At 37.2% G+C, this 20,143-nt stretch carries 25 protein-coding genes; 14 read left to right on the forward strand and 11 right to left on the reverse strand.

From position 1 onward, the window contains the following. Nucleotides 1–97 precede the first annotated feature (97 nt). Both AACQ49_RS12475 and AACQ49_RS12480 read left to right on the forward strand, forming a co-directional pair. A complete protein-coding gene (locus AACQ49_RS12475) occupies nt 98–265 on the forward strand; it encodes a DUF4223 family protein (protein ID WP_161779074.1) in 168 nt (55 codons plus the stop codon). Nucleotides 266–572: 307 nt separating this feature from the next. Beyond that, the gene (locus AACQ49_RS12480) at nt 573–1,442 is read left to right on the forward strand and encodes a pirin family protein (RefSeq protein ID WP_012368745.1); all 870 of its coding nucleotides are present in this window, start codon (nt 573–575) and stop codon (nt 1,440–1,442) included. A 93-nt stretch (nt 1,443–1,535) separates the two neighbouring features. On the opposite strand, the gene rraB is transcribed toward AACQ49_RS12480, so the two are convergent. After that, nucleotides 1,536–1,967 carry a ribonuclease E inhibitor RraB gene (gene rraB, locus AACQ49_RS12485; RefSeq protein ID WP_004246194.1) on the reverse strand — a complete coding sequence of 144 codons (432 nt, stop codon included), beginning with the start codon at nt 1,965–1,967 and terminating at the stop codon, nt 1,536–1,538. A gap of 182 nt (nt 1,968–2,149) precedes the next feature. Here rraB and argF point away from each other — a divergent pair, with 182 nt between their 5' ends. From argF to AACQ49_RS12530, 9 genes are all read left to right on the forward strand, one after another. Next, nucleotides 2,150–3,154 carry an ornithine carbamoyltransferase gene (gene argF, locus AACQ49_RS12490; protein WP_004246195.1) on the forward strand — a complete coding sequence of 335 codons (1,005 nt, stop codon included), beginning with the start codon at nt 2,150–2,152 and terminating at the stop codon, nt 3,152–3,154. A 179-nt stretch (nt 3,155–3,333) separates the two neighbouring features. Then, nucleotides 3,334–3,513, forward strand: coding sequence for a hypothetical protein (locus tag AACQ49_RS12495; RefSeq protein WP_004246196.1), 180 nt, complete (start codon nt 3,334–3,336; stop codon nt 3,511–3,513). Beyond that, nucleotides 3,506–4,441, forward strand: coding sequence for an aspartate carbamoyltransferase (pyrB, locus tag AACQ49_RS12500; protein ID WP_004246197.1), 936 nt, complete (start codon nt 3,506–3,508; stop codon nt 4,439–4,441). Before AACQ49_RS12495 ends, pyrB begins: the two co-directional genes overlap by 8 nt. Nucleotides 4,442–4,454: 13 nt before the next feature. Then, complete coding sequence (gene pyrI / locus AACQ49_RS12505; RefSeq protein WP_004246198.1) at nt 4,455–4,913, forward strand: aspartate carbamoyltransferase regulatory subunit; 459 nt, start codon at nt 4,455–4,457, stop codon at nt 4,911–4,913. Nucleotides 4,914–5,250: 337 nt separating this feature from the next. Continuing rightward, the gene (locus AACQ49_RS12510) at nt 5,251–5,637 is read left to right on the forward strand and encodes a RidA family protein (protein WP_004246200.1); all 387 of its coding nucleotides are present in this window, start codon (nt 5,251–5,253) and stop codon (nt 5,635–5,637) included. A 345-nt stretch (nt 5,638–5,982) separates the two neighbouring features. Further along, the gene (gene nrdD / locus AACQ49_RS12515; RefSeq protein ID WP_004246202.1) at nt 5,983–8,121 is read left to right on the forward strand and encodes an anaerobic ribonucleoside-triphosphate reductase; all 2,139 of its coding nucleotides are present in this window, start codon (nt 5,983–5,985) and stop codon (nt 8,119–8,121) included. A gap of 4 nt (nt 8,122–8,125) precedes the next feature. After that, nucleotides 8,126–8,590, forward strand: coding sequence for an anaerobic ribonucleoside-triphosphate reductase-activating protein (gene nrdG, locus AACQ49_RS12520; RefSeq protein ID WP_004246203.1), 465 nt, complete (start codon nt 8,126–8,128; stop codon nt 8,588–8,590). A 26-nt stretch (nt 8,591–8,616) separates the two neighbouring features. Next, the gene (locus tag AACQ49_RS12525; protein WP_161779076.1) at nt 8,617–8,826 is read left to right on the forward strand and encodes a hypothetical protein; all 210 of its coding nucleotides are present in this window, start codon (nt 8,617–8,619) and stop codon (nt 8,824–8,826) included. A gap of 181 nt (nt 8,827–9,007) precedes the next feature. Beyond that, complete coding sequence (locus AACQ49_RS12530) at nt 9,008–9,370, forward strand: hypothetical protein (RefSeq protein WP_012368742.1); 363 nt, start codon at nt 9,008–9,010, stop codon at nt 9,368–9,370. 8 nt (nt 9,371–9,378) lie between these two features. On the opposite strand, the gene AACQ49_RS12535 is transcribed toward AACQ49_RS12530, so the two are convergent. Both AACQ49_RS12535 and AACQ49_RS12540 read right to left on the reverse strand, forming a co-directional pair. After that, entirely contained in the window at nt 9,379–9,819 is a 441-nt protein-coding gene (locus tag AACQ49_RS12535; RefSeq protein ID WP_012368741.1) for a YhbP family protein, read from the reverse strand. 115 nt (nt 9,820–9,934) lie between these two features. Continuing rightward, nucleotides 9,935–10,186, reverse strand: coding sequence for a YdgH/BhsA/McbA-like domain containing protein (locus AACQ49_RS12540; protein WP_004246207.1), 252 nt, complete (start codon nt 10,184–10,186; stop codon nt 9,935–9,937). A gap of 286 nt (nt 10,187–10,472) precedes the next feature. Here AACQ49_RS12540 and AACQ49_RS12545 point away from each other — a divergent pair, with 286 nt between their 5' ends. Beyond that, on the forward strand, nt 10,473–10,754 hold the full coding sequence (locus tag AACQ49_RS12545) for a GIY-YIG nuclease family protein (protein WP_004246208.1): 282 nt from the start codon (nt 10,473–10,475) through the stop codon (nt 10,752–10,754). A 16-nt stretch (nt 10,755–10,770) separates the two neighbouring features. Here AACQ49_RS12545 and AACQ49_RS12550 read toward each other — a convergent pair whose 3' ends face one another. Both AACQ49_RS12550 and ubiT read right to left on the reverse strand, forming a co-directional pair. Continuing rightward, entirely contained in the window at nt 10,771–11,274 is a 504-nt protein-coding gene (locus AACQ49_RS12550; RefSeq protein WP_004246209.1) for a GNAT family N-acetyltransferase, read from the reverse strand. After that, complete coding sequence (gene ubiT, locus AACQ49_RS12555; RefSeq protein ID WP_004249588.1) at nt 11,268–11,801, reverse strand: ubiquinone anaerobic biosynthesis accessory factor UbiT; 534 nt, start codon at nt 11,799–11,801, stop codon at nt 11,268–11,270. The genes AACQ49_RS12550 and ubiT overlap by 7 nt, the downstream gene beginning before the upstream one ends. 215 nt (nt 11,802–12,016) lie before the next feature. Here ubiT and ubiU point away from each other — a divergent pair, with 215 nt between their 5' ends. Both ubiU and AACQ49_RS12565 read left to right on the forward strand, forming a co-directional pair. Then, a complete protein-coding gene (gene ubiU, locus AACQ49_RS12560; protein WP_004246211.1) occupies nt 12,017–13,012 on the forward strand; it encodes a ubiquinone anaerobic biosynthesis protein UbiU in 996 nt (331 codons plus the stop codon). A 14-nt stretch (nt 13,013–13,026) separates the two neighbouring features. Next, complete coding sequence (locus AACQ49_RS12565; protein WP_004249589.1) at nt 13,027–13,905, forward strand: U32 family peptidase; 879 nt, start codon at nt 13,027–13,029, stop codon at nt 13,903–13,905. 69 nt (nt 13,906–13,974) lie between these two features. On the opposite strand, the gene AACQ49_RS12570 is transcribed toward AACQ49_RS12565, so the two are convergent. The 6 genes from AACQ49_RS12570 to fimA all read right to left on the reverse strand — a co-directional run bounded on the left by AACQ49_RS12570 (nt 13,975) and on the right by fimA (nt 20,038). Beyond that, a complete protein-coding gene (locus AACQ49_RS12570) occupies nt 13,975–14,907 on the reverse strand; it encodes a fimbrial protein (RefSeq protein ID WP_049218744.1) in 933 nt (310 codons plus the stop codon). Between the two features lie 32 nt (nt 14,908–14,939). Beyond that, nucleotides 14,940–15,452: a fimbrial protein gene (locus AACQ49_RS12575; RefSeq protein ID WP_004249593.1), complete on the reverse strand. Its 513-nt coding sequence runs from the start codon at nt 15,450–15,452 to the stop codon at nt 14,940–14,942. Between the two features lie 15 nt (nt 15,453–15,467). Next, nucleotides 15,468–16,010 (reverse strand): fimbrial protein, encoded by a 543-nt coding sequence (locus tag AACQ49_RS12580; protein ID WP_036969648.1) that lies wholly within the window; start codon nt 16,008–16,010, stop codon nt 15,468–15,470. A 3-nt stretch (nt 16,011–16,013) separates the two neighbouring features. Beyond that, nucleotides 16,014–18,635, reverse strand: a complete 2,622-nt coding sequence (locus tag AACQ49_RS12585) for a fimbria/pilus outer membrane usher protein (protein ID WP_004246216.1) — start codon at nt 18,633–18,635, stop codon at nt 16,014–16,016. Between the two features lie 37 nt (nt 18,636–18,672). Next, the gene (locus AACQ49_RS12590; RefSeq protein WP_161779077.1) at nt 18,673–19,371 is read right to left on the reverse strand and encodes a fimbria/pilus periplasmic chaperone; all 699 of its coding nucleotides are present in this window, start codon (nt 19,369–19,371) and stop codon (nt 18,673–18,675) included. Between the two features lie 100 nt (nt 19,372–19,471). After that, nucleotides 19,472–20,038, reverse strand: a complete 567-nt coding sequence (gene fimA / locus AACQ49_RS12595) for a type 1 fimbrial major subunit FimA (RefSeq protein WP_004246218.1) — start codon at nt 20,036–20,038, stop codon at nt 19,472–19,474. Nucleotides 20,039–20,143 lie beyond the last annotated feature (105 nt).

Consider the following 20,143-nt stretch of genomic DNA (forward strand, 5'->3'; position numbering starts at 1 on the left):
ATTTTTTTATATTGCTATTTATAGATAATTTAATATCTTTATGCACAGAAAGTCATGCTGTGGCTTTTAACATTCTAAAATTAAAAAGGAATTTCTTATGAAAAACTTTGTCAAAATTGCACTTATTGCTTCTTTTGTTACCGTAATGACTGGTTGTACTGGTAGTGTTTACAACAAAGAAAAAGATTGTAACTACGACTATTTATTACACCCAGCAGTATCTATCTCTAAAATTATCGGCGGTTGCAGCGATACTAATAAATAATATATAGTTTTATGAATAAACTACATTCTGAGTTATTTTTATAAAGCAGAATGTGGTTTTTATTTTGGAAAATAATTAATAATAATTTTAAAATCATTTTTACTGTTAGGCTTTTCTACTTATCATCCCTGACTTTTTTACCTTAAAAAGATCATTCATTTTTTTGAATACCATCAACAAATTCCCCCTATTTTGTTTATAGAGCGAACAATTTATGATCGTACTCATTAAGAAATCGCGATAACTTGTATTACCTCCTTCTGTGTCTGGGTTATTGCGGTTTCTTTCCTTAATCAGGAGAAACATCATGACAATGAGACAGGTAAAACAAATTTATTCAGCACCTAATCCACATTGGGTTGGTAATGGCTTTTCTATGAGCACAGTATTCTCTTATAAAGAGAATGCAGAGCAATATAGCCCATTCTTATTAATGGATTATGCTGAGCCTACATTATTTAAGCCTGTTACTAATGCGCGTGGTGTTGGGACTCATCCCCACCGTGGATTCGAAACGGTCACTATAGCTTATCAAGGCGAAGTATCTCACCATGATTCTACCGGTCATGCCGGTACAATTGCTGAAGGTGATGTGCAGTGGATGACAGCCGCTTCAGGTATTTTACATAAAGAATATCACTCTGAAAAAATGACGAAAGAGGGAGGTATGCTTGAAGTCGTACAACTGTGGGTTAATTTGCCAAGCGCGTATAAAATGGCACAACCCCGTTATCAAGCACTAAAAGCGCAAGATATTCCTCATGTGCAATTACCTAATGCACAGGGCTATGTCCGAGTCATTGCCGGTGACTATGCAAATACATCTGGTATTGCTATGACCTATTCCCCTGTAAACCTGTGGGATGTGCGCTTAAATCATGCGGGTACTTCACACTATGCTATCCCTGAGGGACATAATGCGATGCTATTTGTCGTTAAAGGTGCGATACATCTCAATAACAGTGATATTGTACGTCAACATGAAATCGCAATATTAGATACCCACGGTGATACCCTAACATTAGGATCCATGGGAGACGCTATCGTATTAATATTAACGGGTGAGCCCATTAATGAGCCAGTAGTAGGACAAGGGCCTTTTGTCATGAATACACAACAAGAGTTATTACAAGCTTTTGATGACTATGACAATGGTAAGTTTGGTATGATGGATTAGTCATTCAAAAAATACCCGTCACAAAAAGAGTTTGTGGCGGGTGTTCTTTTTTGCACCTAAAGACTGGTACATTGGGACAACATATAGCGTCAATTAGTGCAGGCGTGATGACTTATCAGACTCGCTTTCGTCATCTTCATTTTCGCCATCTTCGTCATCATACTCAGCGTCGGGATCTTCAAAATAAGTTCCCCAACCATCGTAATAGACCCCCATTTTTTCCGCTAAATTCATTAACTGTTCTACTTGCGCATCAATCAGTTCAGCATTTAGACCACTTTCACTAACCGCATCAAAGCAGACTAAGATCTCACCTGATTCAATTTCAATTTCTTCAGGCTCGGTGACTTCATAACCTAATTTAAAAACTTCAACAGCCGCTTTTTCTAACGTTTCAAAATTTTCACATGAAATGTGGTGTTCAATTGCGTACAGTGCATCGGGATCACTGCCATCTTCGAGTAATTCTTCAATAATAAGACGTGTTTCTTCACGTTGTTCTGCTAGCTCTTTGCTGTCCGCCATAATTCCGCTCCGCAATAGTCTGAAAGATATCTTGGTTATTCTCCCACAGGGGGAATAAACACTCCATAGTTAATATAAGGCTCATATCGCAGAGTTTTTCATTCAAAAGTGACGTTTAAGGGTTGATGATGAATATTTATTGTATTAAATTGAATATAAATTCAATTATAGGATACTTATCTATGAACCCTTTCTACCAAAGATCATTTTTACGTTTGCTCGACTTCTCATCAGCAGAAATACAACAATTACTGGCTTTATCACTAGAACTCAAACAAGCAAAAAAATCAGGCCATGAACAGCAGTATCTCACAGGAAAAAATATTGCGCTGATTTTTGAAAAAGATTCCACCCGTACCCGTTGTGCCTTTGAAGTGGCCGCCTTTGATCAAGGTGCGAATGTGACCTATCTCGGCGGAGGAAGCCAAATCGGTCATAAAGAATCAATAAAAGATACCGCTCGCGTGTTAGGACGTATGTATGATGGTATTCAATATCGTGGTTATGGCCAAAAAACAGTAGAAATGCTGGCAAAATATGCTGATGTACCGGTTTGGAATGGATTAACCGATGAGTTTCACCCCACACAATTATTAGCGGATTTGCTCACTATTACTGAACATCAAACAAAACCATTATCAGAAACCATTTTTGCTTATCTTGGTGATGCTCGTAACAATATGGGCAATACCCTACTCGAAGCGGCTGCCTTAACAGGAATGGATTTACGCCTAGTCGCACCAAAAGCGTGTTGGCCACAAGCAGAATTAGTTGCTGAATGCCAAAATATCGCTCAGCAAAATGGGGGGAAAATTACCTTAACTGAAAATGTCGCAGAAGGCGTTAAAAACGCCGATTTTCTCTACACGGATGTGTGGGTATCTATGGGAGAGCCAAAAGAAGTTTGGAAAGAGCGTATTACGTTACTCAAACCTTATCAGGTTAATATGGATGTAATCAAACTAACGGGTAATCCAGACGTTAAATTCCTGCATTGTTTACCGGCTTTTCATGATGAAGAGACAACAATGGGGCAAGCATTAGCAGAAGAATTTGGCTTATATGGTGGTTTTGAAGTCACTAACGAGGTTTTTGAATCAAAACACAGTATTGTATTTGATGAAGCAGAAAATCGTCTACACACGATTAAAGCGGTTATGGTGGCGACCTTAGCAAATCCTTTTTAAAAATACATATTCATGCAAAAGCACCGTTTTTTAATGATTAAACAAAGGGTGCTTTTTTGCCTTTTCTTTAAGCTAATTGATTTTTAAATTAAAAAAATTTTTTTGCAAAAAATTAAAAGCAAACGCTTGCGTGTAAGATTAAGATGCGTATAATGCGCCACAATTTGTCAGGAGGAAAGATGAAACAGCGCCAATGCCAAGTTGTTGTCACATTACGTACCCTAACCGGTCGTAAGCGCTCTCTTTTTTCCAAAAAGCTATTTTTTAAAACCCCTCTCATTGAGGGGTTTTTTTTGGTCTGTAGAAAAACACATATCGCACCATTTATCGTATCATCAAAGGAGAACTCTAATGACTAATCCGCTCTATCATAAGCATATTATCTCCATCAATGATCTGAACCGAGACGATCTGGAGTCTGTTCTCCATGTTGCTGACAAATTAAAACAACACCCCAATAGCCAATTATTAAAAGACAAAGTGATTGCCAGTTGTTTTTTTGAAGCCTCCACCCGCACTCGCTTATCTTTTGAAACAGCAATCCATCGTTTAGGGGCGTCTGTGGTTGGCTTTGCAGATGGTAGTAACACCTCTTTAGGTAAAAAAGGGGAAACCTTAGCTGATACTATTTCCGTACTACGTACTTATGCTGATGCCATTGTTATTCGTCATCCTCAAGAAGGTGCGGCACGTTTGGCCTCTGAATTTGCTGGGGATATCCCCGTTATTAATGCTGGGGACGGTGCCAACCAACACCCAAGCCAAACGTTACTAGACTTGTTTACCATTAAAGAAACACAAGGCCGATTAGATAACCTCAATATCGCGATGGTAGGTGATTTAAAATATGGTCGCACAGTACACTCACTAGCCCAAGCATTAGCCAAATTTACAGGAAATCACCTCTATTTTATTGCCCCAAAAGTGCTGGCCATGCCAGAGCATATCTTGCATTTACTCGAAGAGCATGGTGTTGAATATAGTCAGCATGAAACTGTAGATGAAGTGATGTCAGAGCTGGATATCCTGTATATGACTCGGGTACAAAAAGAGCGCCTTGATCCTTCTGAATATGCCAATGTCAAAGCCCAATTTATCTTAACCAGTGCTGATCTGGTGAATGTAAAAGATAATCTTAAGATATTACACCCCCTGCCACGTATCGATGAAATTACCACCGATGTTGATAACACCCCTTATGCTTACTATTTCCAACAAGCAGGTAATGGTATTTACGCGCGTCAGGCACTACTTGCCTTAGTTCTAAATAAAAACTTAGTTCTTTAATAAGGAGCACACCATGACTCATGATCACAAACTAAAAGTTGAAGCTATCAAACGTGGGACTGTTATTGATCATATTCCGGCGCAGGTGGGCTTTAAGATCCTATCTCTATTTCGTTTAACCGAAACAGACGAAAGAATAACGGTAGGTTTTAATCTTCCTTCTGAAAACCTAGGTAAAAAAGATTTAATCAAAATTGAAAATGTCTTTTTAACCGCAGAGCAAGCAAATCGCTTAGCAATGTATGCCCCTCAAGCGACGGTTAATATTATTGATGACTACCAAGTCGTCAATAAAATGGCACTAAGTTTACCTGAATTACTCGAAGATGTTGTACCCTGCCCTAATAGCAACTGTATTAGCCATAATGAGCCGGTACAAAGTAGCTTTCGCGTAAAAAAATTCGCGTCTGACGTGGTATTAACCTGCAAATATTGCGAAAAAGAATTTGAGCGCCACGCCGTTATTCGTTGATTTCTTATTGGCTATCTGCCCTGCTTGATAGGGCAGATAGTAAACACCTACCCTAAAAATAGAATAATCCCCTCTCAACCGCGTTGATCCCTTTTTATGAAAAAATAGAAATAGCTAATAAGCACTATCTTAGAAAAAAAATTGCTATAAATGGGGGATTTAGATGGGCTAAATATCGTATAAAAAGGCGAGAAAGCGTTAGGATTATTTTCTTTTTATACCTATAGACTTTATGATAAAGCCTGATATCTATCATATTGCTCGTCTTCTGCGCTGGCTATAATAGCGCTGAGCTAATCAAGCGTTAGCATGAATCTTATAAAAACAGGAGTTCTACATGTCTTACGAAATTAATACCGAAAAAGCCCCTGCAGCAATCGGCCCTTATGTACAAGGTGTTGATTTAGGTAATTTAGTGATCACATCAGGCCAATTACCTGTTGATCCTGCTACGGGTGAGTTTGTGTCTGACAATGCGGCAGAGCAAGCACGTCAATCTTTAGAAAACGTCAAAGCAATTATTGAAAAAGCAGGTCTAACCGTTGCTAATATCATTAAAACGACTGTTTTCGTAAAAGATTTAAATGATTTCGGTACTATTAATGCAGCTTATGAAGCTTTCTTTAAAGAGCATAATGCAGCATTCCCAGCACGCTCTTGTGTTGAAGTTGCTCGTTTACCGAAAGATGCCAAAGTAGAAATCGAAGTTATCGCGATCCGCTAATTTATTTTTCTACCTGTCATATCAAAGAAGCAAAGTACTCTTTATGAGCACTTTGCTTTTTTTATATTCTCAATAAATGAGCAATCATTTATTACTGCCATTTTTATCTCAGATTTACAATTCAGCCAAGCCCTCTCCAAGCCTGATGTAGCAAAAATACCTTGATTTAGATCAGTTTTACTCAAGATTATTTCGCTTCCAATTACTATATATTGTGCTTTAATAAATACACAGATACAACATATAGTAATTATACACACCTTATCCACAATTAGTCTCAATGCTACGCCATCACCTGTTTTTATGGGATTAGAGCCTGTGGATAAATAGTTAAGGAGCCAGATTGTGAAAACCATAGTGATAAAACGAGACGGATGTAAAGTCTCTTTTGACCAAACCCGCATCAGCGATGCTATCAAAAGAGCAGCCGAAGCTTGTCAGATCACTGATGATGATTATTGTGAGTTTGTCGCTCAATCTGTTTCACAATCTCTCGCAGGACGTTCGAATGTCGATATCCGTGAGATCCAAGACGCCGTTGAAAATCAGCTGATGGCTGGCGAGCACAAAGATATTGCCAGAGCTTATATTGAATACCGTCATGACCGAGATGTTGCTCGTGAGCAACGAGGACGATTAACTCAGGAAATCCGCGGTCTTATCGAACAGAGTGATGTCTCTATCTTGCACGAGAATGCGAATAAAGACAGTAAAGTTATCCCAACCCAACGCGATTTACTTGCGGGAATTGTGGCTAAACATTACGCAAAATTACATATCCTGCCAAGAGATGTGGTACTCGCTCATGAGCGCGGTGAAATTCATTATCATGATCTCGATTACTCACCCTTTTTCCCTATGTTTAACTGCATGCTGATTGATCTCAATGGTATGTTAACCAACGGTTTCAAGATGGGTAATGCAGAAATAGAACAGCCAAAATCCATTTCAACAGCCACTGCGGTGACTGCACAGATTATTGCTCAAGTCGCTAGTCATATTTATGGTGGCACGACAATCAACCGTATTGATGAAGTCCTTGCACCTTTTGTCAAAGCCAGTTACGACAAACACTATAAAGTGGCGCAAGAATGGCAAATAGCGGATAAAGAAGCTTATGCCAACGCACGTACAGAAAAAGAGTGTTATGACGCTTTTCAATCTTTAGAATATGAAGTTAACACTCTACATACGGCTAATGGTCAAACGCCTTTTGTTACCTTTGGCTTTGGCCTAGGCACATCAAAAGAAGCACGTTTAATTCAACGCTCAATCCTTGAAAATCGCATGGCGGGTTTAGGTAAAAACCGCAAAACGGCGGTTTTCCCCAAACTGGTTTTTGCTATTAAAGATGGCTTAAACCATAAATTTGGTGATCCTAACTACGACATTAAACAACTTGCTTTAGAATGTGCAAGCAAGCGGATGTACCCTGATATTTTAAATTACGATCAAGTGGTAAAAGTAACCGGCTCGTTTAAAACCCCAATGGGTTGTCGTAGCTTCTTAGGCGTCTATGAAGAAAATGGCGAGATGCTCCACGAAGGGCGCAATAATCTAGGGGTGATCAGTTTAAACTTACCACGTATTGCCATTGAGGCCAAAGGAGATGAAGCCGCATTCTGGTCGCTGCTTGATAAACGTCTTGAATTGGCTAAAAAAGCCTTAATGACCCGAATTGCTCGTTTAGAAAACGTCAAAGCACGTGTTGCCCCTATTCTTTATATGGAAGGTGCTTGTGGCGTACGTTTAAAAGCGGATGACAGTGTTGCTGAAATTTTTAAACATGGCCGGGCCTCCATTTCATTAGGTTATATCGGTGTTCATGAAACGATTAATGCCTTATTTGGTACGCAAAAACACGTCTTTGATGATGAAACATTGAGAGCTAAAGCAATAGCAATTATTCAGCGTTTACGTGAAGCGACAGATCAATGGAAAGCAGAAACAGGCTATGGTTTTAGTCTTTACAGTACACCTAGTGAAAACTTATGTGACCGTTTTTGCCGTTTAGATGCAGCGGAATTCGGTATTATACCGGGGGTGACTGATAAAGGTTATTACACCAACAGTTTCCACTTAGATGTAGAGAAAAAAGTCAATCCATATGATAAGTTGGATTTTGAAGCCCCTTACCCGCCATTAGCCAATGGTGGTTTCATATGCTATGGCGAATATCCAAACTTACAACATAACCTAAAAGCATTAGAAGACGTTTGGGATTATAGCTACACCCGTGTCCCTTACTACGGCACAAACACCCCTATTGATGAATGTTATGACTGTGGTTATACCGGCGAATTTTCTTGTACCAGTAAAGGTTTTACCTGCCCTCGATGCGGTAATCACAACCCTGCAAGAGTCTCGGTGATACGCCGTGTATGTGGCTATTTAGGCAGTCCTGATTCGCGTCCATTTAATGCCGGTAAACAAGAAGAAGTTAAACGTCGAGTTAAACATCTGGCTAATGGTCAGTTAGGTTAATACTGTGAATTACCATCAATATTACCCTGTTGATGTTGTCAATGGCCCAGGAACACGTTGCACCCTGTTTGTTGCAGGGTGCGTACACCAATGTCGTGGTTGCTATAATAAATCAACTTGGTCACTAACATCTGGCAAGCCGTTTACCCAAGAAGTGGAAGATCAGATCATTGCTGATTTACAAGACACTCGTATTAAACGACAAGGACTATCACTTTCCGGTGGTGATCCCCTGCACCCCCAAAATCTTTCTGCTATATTAAAATTGGTAAAACGTGTTAAAACGCAATGCCCTGAGAAAGATATTTGGGTTTGGACAGGCTATTTATTGGCTGACTTAACCCCAGAGCAACAAGAAGTCGTTAGCTATATTAACGTACTGATTGACGGCAAGTTCGTACAAGAACTTTATGATCCCGCATTACTGTGGCGCGGTAGTAGTAATCAGGTGATCCATAAATTGAAGTAATACACATTGAATTAACTGGAGGATATATGCCTTTAAGTGATAATAAATATGTAAGCTTTTCTGAAGATCATGAACTGAACTACCATTTAAAAAAATGGGGTAAAAAGCAATCGAAAGCCAATCGAGATCAACTCGTGAAGCTAGGCAGTGAATTGAAAAAGAAACTTGATGTTAAACATCTCCAACATACTGAAATAGATGCAGAGGTAGAAAAAAATCTTTCATTATTTGAGTAATATCTCATGATCCCCAGTGATAAATCACCTTACTACTGGGGATCACTTCACTATTATAAAGCGCTCCTATTTAGTCACCTCCGTTATCAAATGCGAATCATTTTCAAAAACAATAGTCAAAGTGATTAGTTTTGTTTTATGATTAGTATTCTTAATTCTTCTTTTTATGACAATATTTAATATGAAATTTGTTTTTTTACCTTTAATTTCAATCGTTTTAATAACTGGGTGTAGTAGTAAATGGGAGCCTAAAGGGGTACCCGATTACACATTACAAGAAGCAAAGTTAATTTGTGATTTGGATGCGAATACACGTTACCCTATTCGTAAAGAGGTACTACAGCACACCGTTTATCGTGATGTAGAAAAAACTTGCCGTAAAGACGACAAAGAGCGTTGTGGGGATAAAAAGACCTATACAGAACGTGTTCCGATGACAGAAAGCTATGTAGCAGATATTAATCAAGAAGATAGAAAAACATTCTATACCTCATGTATGTCTTTAAAAGGTTGGGAACAAAAAAATTACTACTTTTGGCAATAAGCAGTAACTTAGTGACGTTGCCAAAAGAGCTTAGTACCAAAGCCTAGCTGATTATTCACCATTTTAATTTCTTGCAATTGTAATTGCCATAAAGGCACATGGATGGCGGCTAGCGCCACAGGGAAACGTAAGCAATACTGTTTTCTTGCTCTGATGTCGTCATTAGCGGTTAATAAAGACACTGTACCGGTGAATTGAACGCCTTGCAGATTGGCGACAGAAAGCTCTTGAGTACTAATACTGCCCGCAACAAATAAATTTTCCTGCATCATTTGTGCGTGTCGTGTATGTTTTTCTGAGAGAAAAACAAGTCGCATGTTGCTTTCATCGAACCAATAGAAACAATTCGCGCACCAAATATCCCCTAATGCACGAGTTGTACATAAGGTAAACACATGGTGACTGGCTATATATTGTTTAATTATTTTGATCGAGTCTGGCGTAGACATAATTTACCTGCATAGAAACTAAAAGAGACGCTGTTTAGGTGATAATTATATCACCAAAACAAGCGTCTTACCGCGTGTCTCTTTGTGCAGGTAACTTATCGAGAATAATTATAAATTAACGATAAATTTCCGCATTTACAGTCAGATAATCGTCACCTGTAGCACCGATAACTTTATAACCAGTTGCGCCTTCATCTTTTGCGATTTGTGCAATTTTAGTTGTTAAGCCATCTAAAGTATCGTTACCTGTAATTGTGATATACTCACCAGTAGAGGTATGGCTAGTTGCTACGCTGTCAGCAGCGATTGAACCGAATGAAATAGCACTTAAAGCTAATGTTGCAGCGATTAATGTAGATTTTTTCATGATGAACTCCAATTAAATTCTAAATTTGTTATCTATCGCGGAGTGTGTCTCTGTGATGTGGATCATATTATGCATTTTAATTTAACTTTAAAATTAGCAATTATTGCTGTTCTTTTTCAAAATAATTGAATGTATTTTTTTAGAAAAACGTTTTTTACGTCATAAATTTTTTACAACGTGTTGATATAATTACAAGATTTGAAACTTAGTTGTTTGTTAATAACTACCGTTAGAAATTAAGAAATTTTGTTTATTAAAATCATAAGTAGCACAAAAAGGAAAAAAGATGGCTGATACTCAATGGTCAATCTATATTGTCAGAAATCGTCTTGGCTCTCTTTATACCGGAATAACAACGGATGTTGAGCGACGATTTAATCAGCATCAAAATGGAACTGGCGCGAAAGCACTAAGAGGGAAAGGCCCATTATCATTGGAGTTTTATTGCCAAGTTGGCGATAGGCAACAAGCGTCTCAACTTGAATATCGTTTAAAACAGTTAAAAAAAATACAAAAAGAAAAGCTGATCATTGATCAGCCTTCAGACGTTGCACAGTATTTAGCATAATGAAAAGATGCGATTATCAAACCTCATCAAATAACGGCGAAAAGTTCACTAAGCCGTGAATATCATCAACATTGCCATTATCTAAAGCATAAAATTGAAATGCTTCTTCTGTATTCGGCCATTTGCAATGCAAGCCTTGTGATTTTGCCGGTATAAAACCTGATTTTTGATAATAAGTTGGCTCACCTAATACCACAACAGCGCCATAACCAAACTCATTAAGGCTATCAAGCCCTTCATTAATCAATTGACGACCGATGCCCTGACCACGGTATTGTGGCGCCACAGCTAATGGCGCAAGTCCTACCCATTGGCAATCTTTTCCCTCAATATCTACAGGTGTAAAACCGATATAACCAACAATCCGGCCTTCGTCATTGATTGCCACCATACCTAAGGTTAATAATCCCTCTTCACGTAAGTGACCAACTAAATCGGCTTCTGCGCCTGTTGGAAATGATTGGCGTAAAAGATCATCAATAGCAGGAATATCAACAGGAATTTCAACACGTATTAGCATGAAGTTGAGCTCAGTTCATGGCTGTGTGCGGTGTCTTCAACTTCATCTTGAAGGCCACTTTTCACAAAATCAGCCAATTGTAGTAAACCAAAACGCAATACAGATGGCATAGAGTCTAACTCAATTGCATCCATTAGGTTCTTAACATATAACCCAAGTTCTGTATCGCCCTCAATTTGTAAGCGTCGTTGAAAAAACAAGGTGTCCGGATCTTCTTTACGCGCGGCAATTAAAATAAGATCGTTAGCATTACCACTAAAACTTACATCTTCTTTTTCAGAACGGCTTACGATTAATTTATCATCACAAACACTGATAAACCACTGCAAATGTAAATCTTTAATTTCTACCTTTAGCCATTTATCTTCCAAGAAGTGTAAATCCCCCTCAGCTAATGCTTCGCGGAATTGCCAACTTAAAAACTGTTCTAAAATATCACGTTGCAAAGCAAATGGCGTGATTTGCAAAGGGTAACGCAAGAAACGAGGGCCATCTTTAACTAGGCGGGTGCGAATTTTATTAAACACTTTCGGACTCCTTAACATTTAATTGCGGCTATTGTGCCAGATATAGATAGCGATTCTGCGATCCTACATCAATATTCCGTTAATCGGTTGTTCATATTTTGAGTTATTTAATTTTACTTAAGTAAAACTCAATATTCTCTGCCCTAAATCAAAACCTTTTTTTATCCTGCTTATTACAATTTCTGATCATTTTTAATCTCTAAAGGGAAGTGAAGATGGAATTGTTGTGCCCAGCAGGTAACTTACCCGCATTAAAAGCCGCTGTTGATAATGGTGCAGATGCCGTTTATATCGGCTTAAAAGATGACACCAATGCTCGCCATTTTGCTGGCTTAAACTTCACAGAAAAGAAATTGCAAGAAGCCGTCAATTACGTACATCGCCATCAGCGAAAACTGCATATTGCCATTAATACTTTTGCTCATCCTGATGGATTTGAACGTTGGCAAAAAGCCATTGATATGGCGGCTCATTTAGGTGCCGATGCATTAATTTTGGCCGATATTGCTATGCTAGAATACGCAGCTGAACGCTATCCACAGATAGAGCGTCATGTATCGGTACAGGCGTCGGCCACTAATACTCAGGCAATCGCATTTTATCAACGCAATTTTGATGTTGCACGTATTGTACTACCACGCGTTCTTTCTATTCATCAAGTCAAACAATTGGCTCAAAGTAGTCCTGTTCCTTTAGAAGTCTTTGCCTTTGGTAGTTTGTGCATCATGGCTGAAGGACGCTGTTATCTTTCCTCTTATCTAACTGGTGAATCGCCTAATACTGTCGGAGCCTGTTCCCCAGCTCGTTTTGTCCGTTGGCAGCAAACACCACAAGGTATGGAATCTCGCCTCAATGATGTCTTAATAGACCGTTATGCTCCTGATGAAAATGCAGGGTATCCTACTTTATGTAAAGGACGTTATTTTGTTGATAAACACTGCTATCACGCCTTAGAAGAGCCAACCAGCTTAAATACACTAGCGCTACTACCTGAACTTATGGCTATGAATATTGCCTCTGTCAAAATTGAAGGTCGCCAACGTAGCCCCGCGTATGTTACTGAAGTTGCAAGAGTATGGCGTGCAGCTATTGACCAATGTAAAAAAGATCCTCAAGGTTTTAAAACCCAACCGCGTTGGATGAGTGCATTAGGAAAAATATCTGAAGGAACACAAACAACATTAGGTGCTTACCACCGGAAATGGCAATAATAAGGGATATTAATATGAAATACGCATTAGGCTCTGTACTTTATTATTGGCAAAAAGAAACACTTGAGACATTTTATCAGCAAGCAAAACAGAGCGATGCTGATATTATCTACTTAGGCGAAACAGTCTGTAGTAAGCGCCGTGAGACTAAACCACAAGATTGGATTAATCTGGCCAAAGAAGTGGCTAAAAGTGGTAAACAAGTGATCCTTTCTACCTTAGCACTACTACAAGCGCCTTCTGAACTAAAAGAGATAGCAAAGCTGGTGGATAACGGTGAATTTTTAGTTGAGGCTCATGATTTTGGTGTGATCAATATGCTTTATGAGCGTCATTTACCTTTTGTAGCAGGCCATGGATTAAACTGCTATAACGCTTATGCACTACGTTTATTACAGAAACAAGGCATGATACGTTGGTGTATGCCGGTTGAGCTGTCTCGTGAGTGGTTAAATAATCTTTTAATTCAATGTGAAGAATTAGCGATTAGAGATAAATTTGAAGTAGAAGTATTCGCTTATGGTCATCTTCCTTTGGCTTATTCAGCGCGTTGTTTTACTGCTCGCTCGGAAAATCGTGCTAAAGATGATTGTGAAACCTGCTGTCAAAAATACCCACAAGGCCGTCAGGTATTATCACAAGAAAACCAACAAGTGTTTGTTTTAAATGGTATTCAAACGCAAAGTGGCTACTGTTACAATTTAGGTAATGATTTAACTTCAATGGCAGGTTTAGTCGATATCGTCCGTCTTTCACCGCAGTCTGATGAAGTTTTTACTACCTTAAAACAATTTCGCCAAAATGAACAAGGCGCACACCCTATTAACACCATCCATCATCATGATTGTAATGGTTATTGGCGTAAACTGGCTGGTTTAGAATTAGTTGAATAAGTAGATATTTTTTGAAATCTAAATAAGGTGGAAAATAAAATTATTATTCCACTTTATTTTAATAAACATCTACTCATAAACAAAGGTCACACCGATAACGGATTTTACATTACCCGCTCTTACTCTTTCTCCCGTTTCACCATACGAAGCAGATAGCCTTAAACTCACACTATTATTCGTCACATTGCCTAATTTGACCGGTGTATTAGCAGGAATAACACCATTATTATTTGATATTTTAATTCCAACCCCTTTAGCAGGAGAGTTAGATGATATATTGGTAAAGACCGTATTATTCACATCAGACGTTGATCCTGTTAAATAGTAAGAAATATTTTGTTGTCTAGGACAAAAAATAGATAAAGGAATAGGTTGCGCATTACCCGGATATTCAGGAAGATTAATCGTGACATTTCTACTAGAAAGATCACAGCCCCCAGTAGGCATAATAACATCATTTAATGCGTAAATATTCCATGTAAAAAAACGAGGGTGCCCACCATCCCAATCTGCAATTTTGTACATTTCTATTTTTGCAATTAAATCCCCCTTATTTATTTGCTTCCCTCCCGCAGCACCAATACTTTTCAAATACAATCTAAGATTTAGTGGGATAAAATTTCTGTCTTTAATATTAATAACTTTTGTATCGTAATAAAGAGGAATAGGATAATAACTGTTATACCATAATAAAGAGCCGTCAAAATTATTCAGCGCGCCTCCAAAAGTCGTTCCACTAACTAAATTAACATGGTCAACGTCTATTGGATCTCTAGGTCCACCATAAGAATCATTTTTACAAAGAATTTGTTGAGATAAATCCACTACCAAATTCTGGTTTACTTCAACTCGAGGCGTTAAATTAACGCGTATATTAGCAGCACCATCACCAACAATTTGTCCCGTTGAAGCGACTTTACAAGTAAATGATAGTACTGGGTTTGAAAATAAACCGCAGCTTAAATACAATAAAAAACGCATTGTTTTTTTATAGCTTATCATAATGTTTTTTCTATAATTTAATTAAATAACAATTACATAAATACATAGGTAACATTAATTATTGCCTGTACTGATCCCTGTGTAGGTCTACCATTCACAGAGATGGCTCTTACTCGTAAAGGAAAAATTGCAGCAAACGAATACTCACCAACTTCAACCACTTTTTTCGAACCGTTTCTTAATTTATTACCTGCAGTATCTTGTAATTCTAAATGAAGATTTTTAGCTGAGCCCTGATTTCTATAGTATCCAGTACTATCATCAAGACCGGTGAATGTCGCTTCAATAGAAGTTGTACCAATAGGACAATTTCTTAATTCCAAATCAACGGGATACCATTTAGAGGTAGAGCCTGGGATCATAAAATCGAATGTATATAGGTCGCCCATGTCCACATTGGCTGTTTTTGTAATTGTTTCACAAGGCCTTGCTATTACACTTCCATTAACAGTAATTGTTGCATCTGCAGCCATAGCGAATGAAGTATTGCAGCATAAAATAGCAAATATTACGTTTTTTACTCCTCGCCATTTATATTTCATCATTGATTCTCTTTATCTCTATTGGTACTCGAGTGTAAAAGTGGCACTGGCTTTAATTTTTCCAGCTAAGACAGGCATATCGGATGCCATTAATCGACTATAGAAAAAAACGGTGTTACTTTTTCCTGCAACTAAGGGGATCCATTTAAGTTGGTCACTACTTGGATTAATAGGAATGGGTGACCTTTCACTATCTAATATTTGTATTCCAACACCAGAAGCAGATGTTGCTATCGGATCTAACGCTAATAATGAAGGATTATTTCTATCTGAAATACCATTAAAATAGAATTTCACAGCAATCACTGATTCTCCACAAGGCTCCAGTATTATATGAAAAGGAATAAAGGGTGTTGTTTCTCCCACTTTATATAACCGCTTAACTTCATTATTTAATAAATCAATAGTTTGGTATTGTGATTCTGGTGCAACTGCACAGGTGTTATCTCTCATATAACCTGTTATTTGAATAATGCTATCGGCAGAATATGCAACATTAGATGATAATGATAAGAAAAATAACCATAGTGTTGTCAAAATACCCTTAATATTATTAGTCATTATTTATTCCTTAATAGGGTGGCACTCTGCACTATATTCAACATAAAGTTTATCTGGATCTTGTGGTGGTAATGTGTAATTTACTAAGCATTGTTGCTCTTTCTTACTACCCCAATTCACTTTTAATTGTCCTGAAGGTGATAACCCTGTTAAATAAACTTTTCCTTCATCTGCCACAATCCCAGTATTATTACCTGAATCAACGATAGCCCCGAAAGGTACTGGTTTCCCTTTATGGGTTAATGTCGTAATTGCTTTTATCCCAACGCTAGGCTCAAATGTGATCGCACTAATGGCTCCACGAGTAGGAACTACGCTTTTCACCGCATTATCTATTTCAATATTGTTAGAGAATGAATTGGTATCCAATGCAATACGGTTTTCTTTATATTCAGAAACATAAGGTAAAACCGCATAACCATTACTGTCTGTCGTAATGCCACTATTGTTTTCTAATTTTATATTTTTAACTTCAGGTACTTTTACTAACACCGCTGTTTGATATATAGGCTGACTAAGTGTTATACCACCTGAGTGAGCTAAAATACTGCCACTCATACCATAATTTATTTGATGTGATGTATCGGTATAGTTATAACCTATATTGCTATTCATATAAGAACCGTTATAACTTAATGAGGCATATCCTGTTGAGTCCGATTCTTCTTCATGAGAATAACCTGTTTGAATATTGTAACTTAAGTTTTTATCTTCCAATAATGTACCGTTTAATCCGATAGTATTGTTAAAACGTTTCTTCATGTTATGCGAGGAGTTAGTACTTAAACTCGCATTTTGCCATATAGAATCATTATCAGAACGCATAAAGTTACTAAAAGGAATACTAGTATTAAATGCTAGCATCTGATCTTTACTATCATTCCATGATGTTTTAGATAAGCTATAATTTAGGCCTAAATTAATACCTTTAATAATAGTATTAAGGCCTATCTGTAATTGATTATCTTGTTTTTTAGAATTCCAATAACGCTGATTAGTACCAATAATATATAACGTAGATTGATCACCTATTTTTTGAGTAATATTGAGTTGTATCCTTTGCCTTTTATTATAAATAAGATCGTAGTAACTTTGTGGCAATCCACTAACTTCAACAACACCATCCTCCGTTTGTATATAATTTCCTCTCATTTTTTTATAAGTAGTCTCTGCTAAAGTATAAAAACCACTCGTCGCATATTTATAACCGGCAAGTTGCACCCTTGTGCCTAATTCATTGATAGATTTATTATAAAGAATACGTATCGATTGCCCACGGTGTGTAGAGTCATCGGGTAGTATTGATCTCGCTTCGGTAATATCAAATGATAAAGCCCCAAAACGCCCAATATTTTTACCTACCCCAATACTTGCCGCTTGGTAATTTTTGGATAACTGGGTTCCTCCATAAATGGTCCAACCCGCAGGTAAGCCGTGGATCACTGATCCTTGTAAAAAATAAGGCCGCTCCTGCTCATCATTACCCGAACGGTAACTACCTACAGTCACTGAATATTTGGTATGCCCTTCCCTTTGTAATAAAGGGACTGATGAATATGGCACAGTAAAGGTTTGTGTTGAACCATCAGACTCGGTAATGGTTACCTCTAAATCGCCACTGTTACTTGTTGAATAGAGATCATCAATAACAAAAGGACCCGGTGGAAAAGAGTTACGGTAAATCACATAACCATTTTGCTGTATAGTAACCTCGGCATTAGTCCGGGCAACACCTCGAATAATCGGAGCAAAACCTCTTTGGCTATCCGGTAACATAACTTCATCAGATGACAGTTGAAAGCCTCTAAAGTTGATGCTGTCGAAAACTTCACTTTGTGTGTAGCTATCACCAATAATAAGACGAGAATATAATTTATTAATACCACGTTCTATATAAGTATTCAGATGTTTCCAACTTGATTTATTAATAGAATCATAAGAATAAATAGAGTTATCACGAAGACGCCATGGCCCAAGATTGATCCCACTTTGTAAATTGAGATGAGTAAAATGAGTATCTGGGCTACCATCGTTGCGAGTTTTACTACCATTTAAAATATAGGTAATAAATCCAGCCACAATACCATCATCCCATAACTCTGGTGGAATAAAGCCTCGAGACTGATTGACTAAATATACTTGAGGTATAGTGAGATTGAGCTTTTGTGAACCAACATCAAAATTTGCTGTGGCTTGAGCAATTAATGAAGTAAGTGACTGACAATGTTCATCGAGCTCATTTTTCTGTTCAACATTATTTTTATCTTTATTTTGTTCATCCGTTATGAGATTTAAATTAACATTCCAACTTTTTAGCTCTGCTTTTGTGATACATGGTGATAGCTGCCCTTTATTCTCAATAAAATTGATATATTGGGTTTTTAAGAATATGTCATTTAAGTAAATATCAACCAGATAATTACCTTCAGGTACTTCTAATCCTTTCTCAAAAGAAGATAGATCAGCGACAGACTCCGGGTTATCTGATAAGAAATAGGGGTTATAATAAAACTCCTCCTCAGACTTTGAGTCAACTGAAAATAGTAGCGCAAGTATAAAAATAAATAATTTTACGTTATTTATTTTTATGCCGCTTAAGCTATTTATACCTGTTGAAAATGACATAATATCACTCTTTCAATTCTACAATATTAAATAATGATTATCTAACGTCGACGATTGTTTTTGGTGTGATGGCACCATAATCATTAATAGTTTGAAACGAGAGTTTCCCATAAGCTGATGTTGGAATAGAGATAGACTTATCTTCAAAAGGTGGAACCATAGTGTTCTCTAATTTTTTACCACCAAGTTCTAATTCAGTCATCGTAATAAAATAAGGTGTCGGATTTTTTATAATAAGTGTGTCATTATTACGTTTAAATTGTAGTTTTTTATAATTTTCATCTGGAGATATGGTGAGATCTTTTGGTCTATAAAAGAATTTTATTTTACTAATAATCGCAAGTTGTAACATATTCTCATTAGCAAGTGATTTTTCTACAGCGGGGATAGATTTTACACTCAACCAAAATAAAGTTTCTCTATCTTTCGGTAATTTATTGTTAGTTGCATCTATAATTCTTAAAGTATTCTCTTTTTTACCCTGCATAGAAAATAGAGGAGGCGTAATAACAAAAGAGTTATCTTTCTTTCCTTCGCTATTTTCTATCCAAGGCTGTATTAAATAACGTTTTTCATCATTATTAATTACTGGTAATTTTACTTGCTTTTCACCTGCAAAATAAATGACTCTAGTTGCCCCTAATGATACAGCAGCATATGCTTGGTTAATGACACATAGAGTTAAGAGCATTAAAAAAAGGAGCTTTATTTTAGAAAAAGTTAGAATACTATTCATTTTTATAATCCACTATAGCTAATCTTGGTGTATGTCTTATTAAAATAACCCACAAAAAAGTAAAAAAGCCTTATACTAAAAAATAGTATAAGGCTATATATTATTCGTATTGGACAGCAAAGGTTGCGTTCGCGTTTGCGATACCAGGTTCAGTTGCACCTAAAGCATAATATCTTGCTTGGAATGGAATAATATTTTTTCCATCATGTAATTTAGTTGCATTACCGAATCCAGCGCCGTCAAAAGACATTGGTGCACTCTTACTATCTAAAATTTGAATACCGACATTTTTAGCACCACCAGCAGAAGAAGAAGATACTGCTAATACGTCATCTTGTCCTGCAGCAGAAACCCCTGTAAAAGCAACTTTTGCAGTACTAGCTACTTTAGAGTCACAATCATTTAATTGGATAGTAAAATTAGTATTTTCGCTAAAATCACCAGCTTTCGCTAATTTTGCAGTTCTCACTTGACCTAATTTAACTATTTGGCCATCAGATGAAGAGTCAACAGCACATGCTGCATTTACTAATTCACCTTTAAAAAATATTTCGCCACCATTTACGGTTACAGGTCCATTTCCTACAGGATCTTCAGCTGAAACAGCAAAAACAGAACCTACAGATAATGCAGAGATCACAAAAAGTTTCAAATAATTAAGTTTCATATAAATTACCTTAATTCCTAGAAAATAATAAACACATTTAATTACGATTTTTCATAGACTTTTATCTTATTTAGATAATAAGATAAAAGTTACTAAGAAATTAAA

The sequence above is a fragment of the Proteus sp. G2675 genome, from assembly GCF_963886535.1.
GTDB classification, from domain to species: domain Bacteria; phylum Pseudomonadota; class Gammaproteobacteria; order Enterobacterales; family Enterobacteriaceae; genus Proteus; species Proteus mirabilis.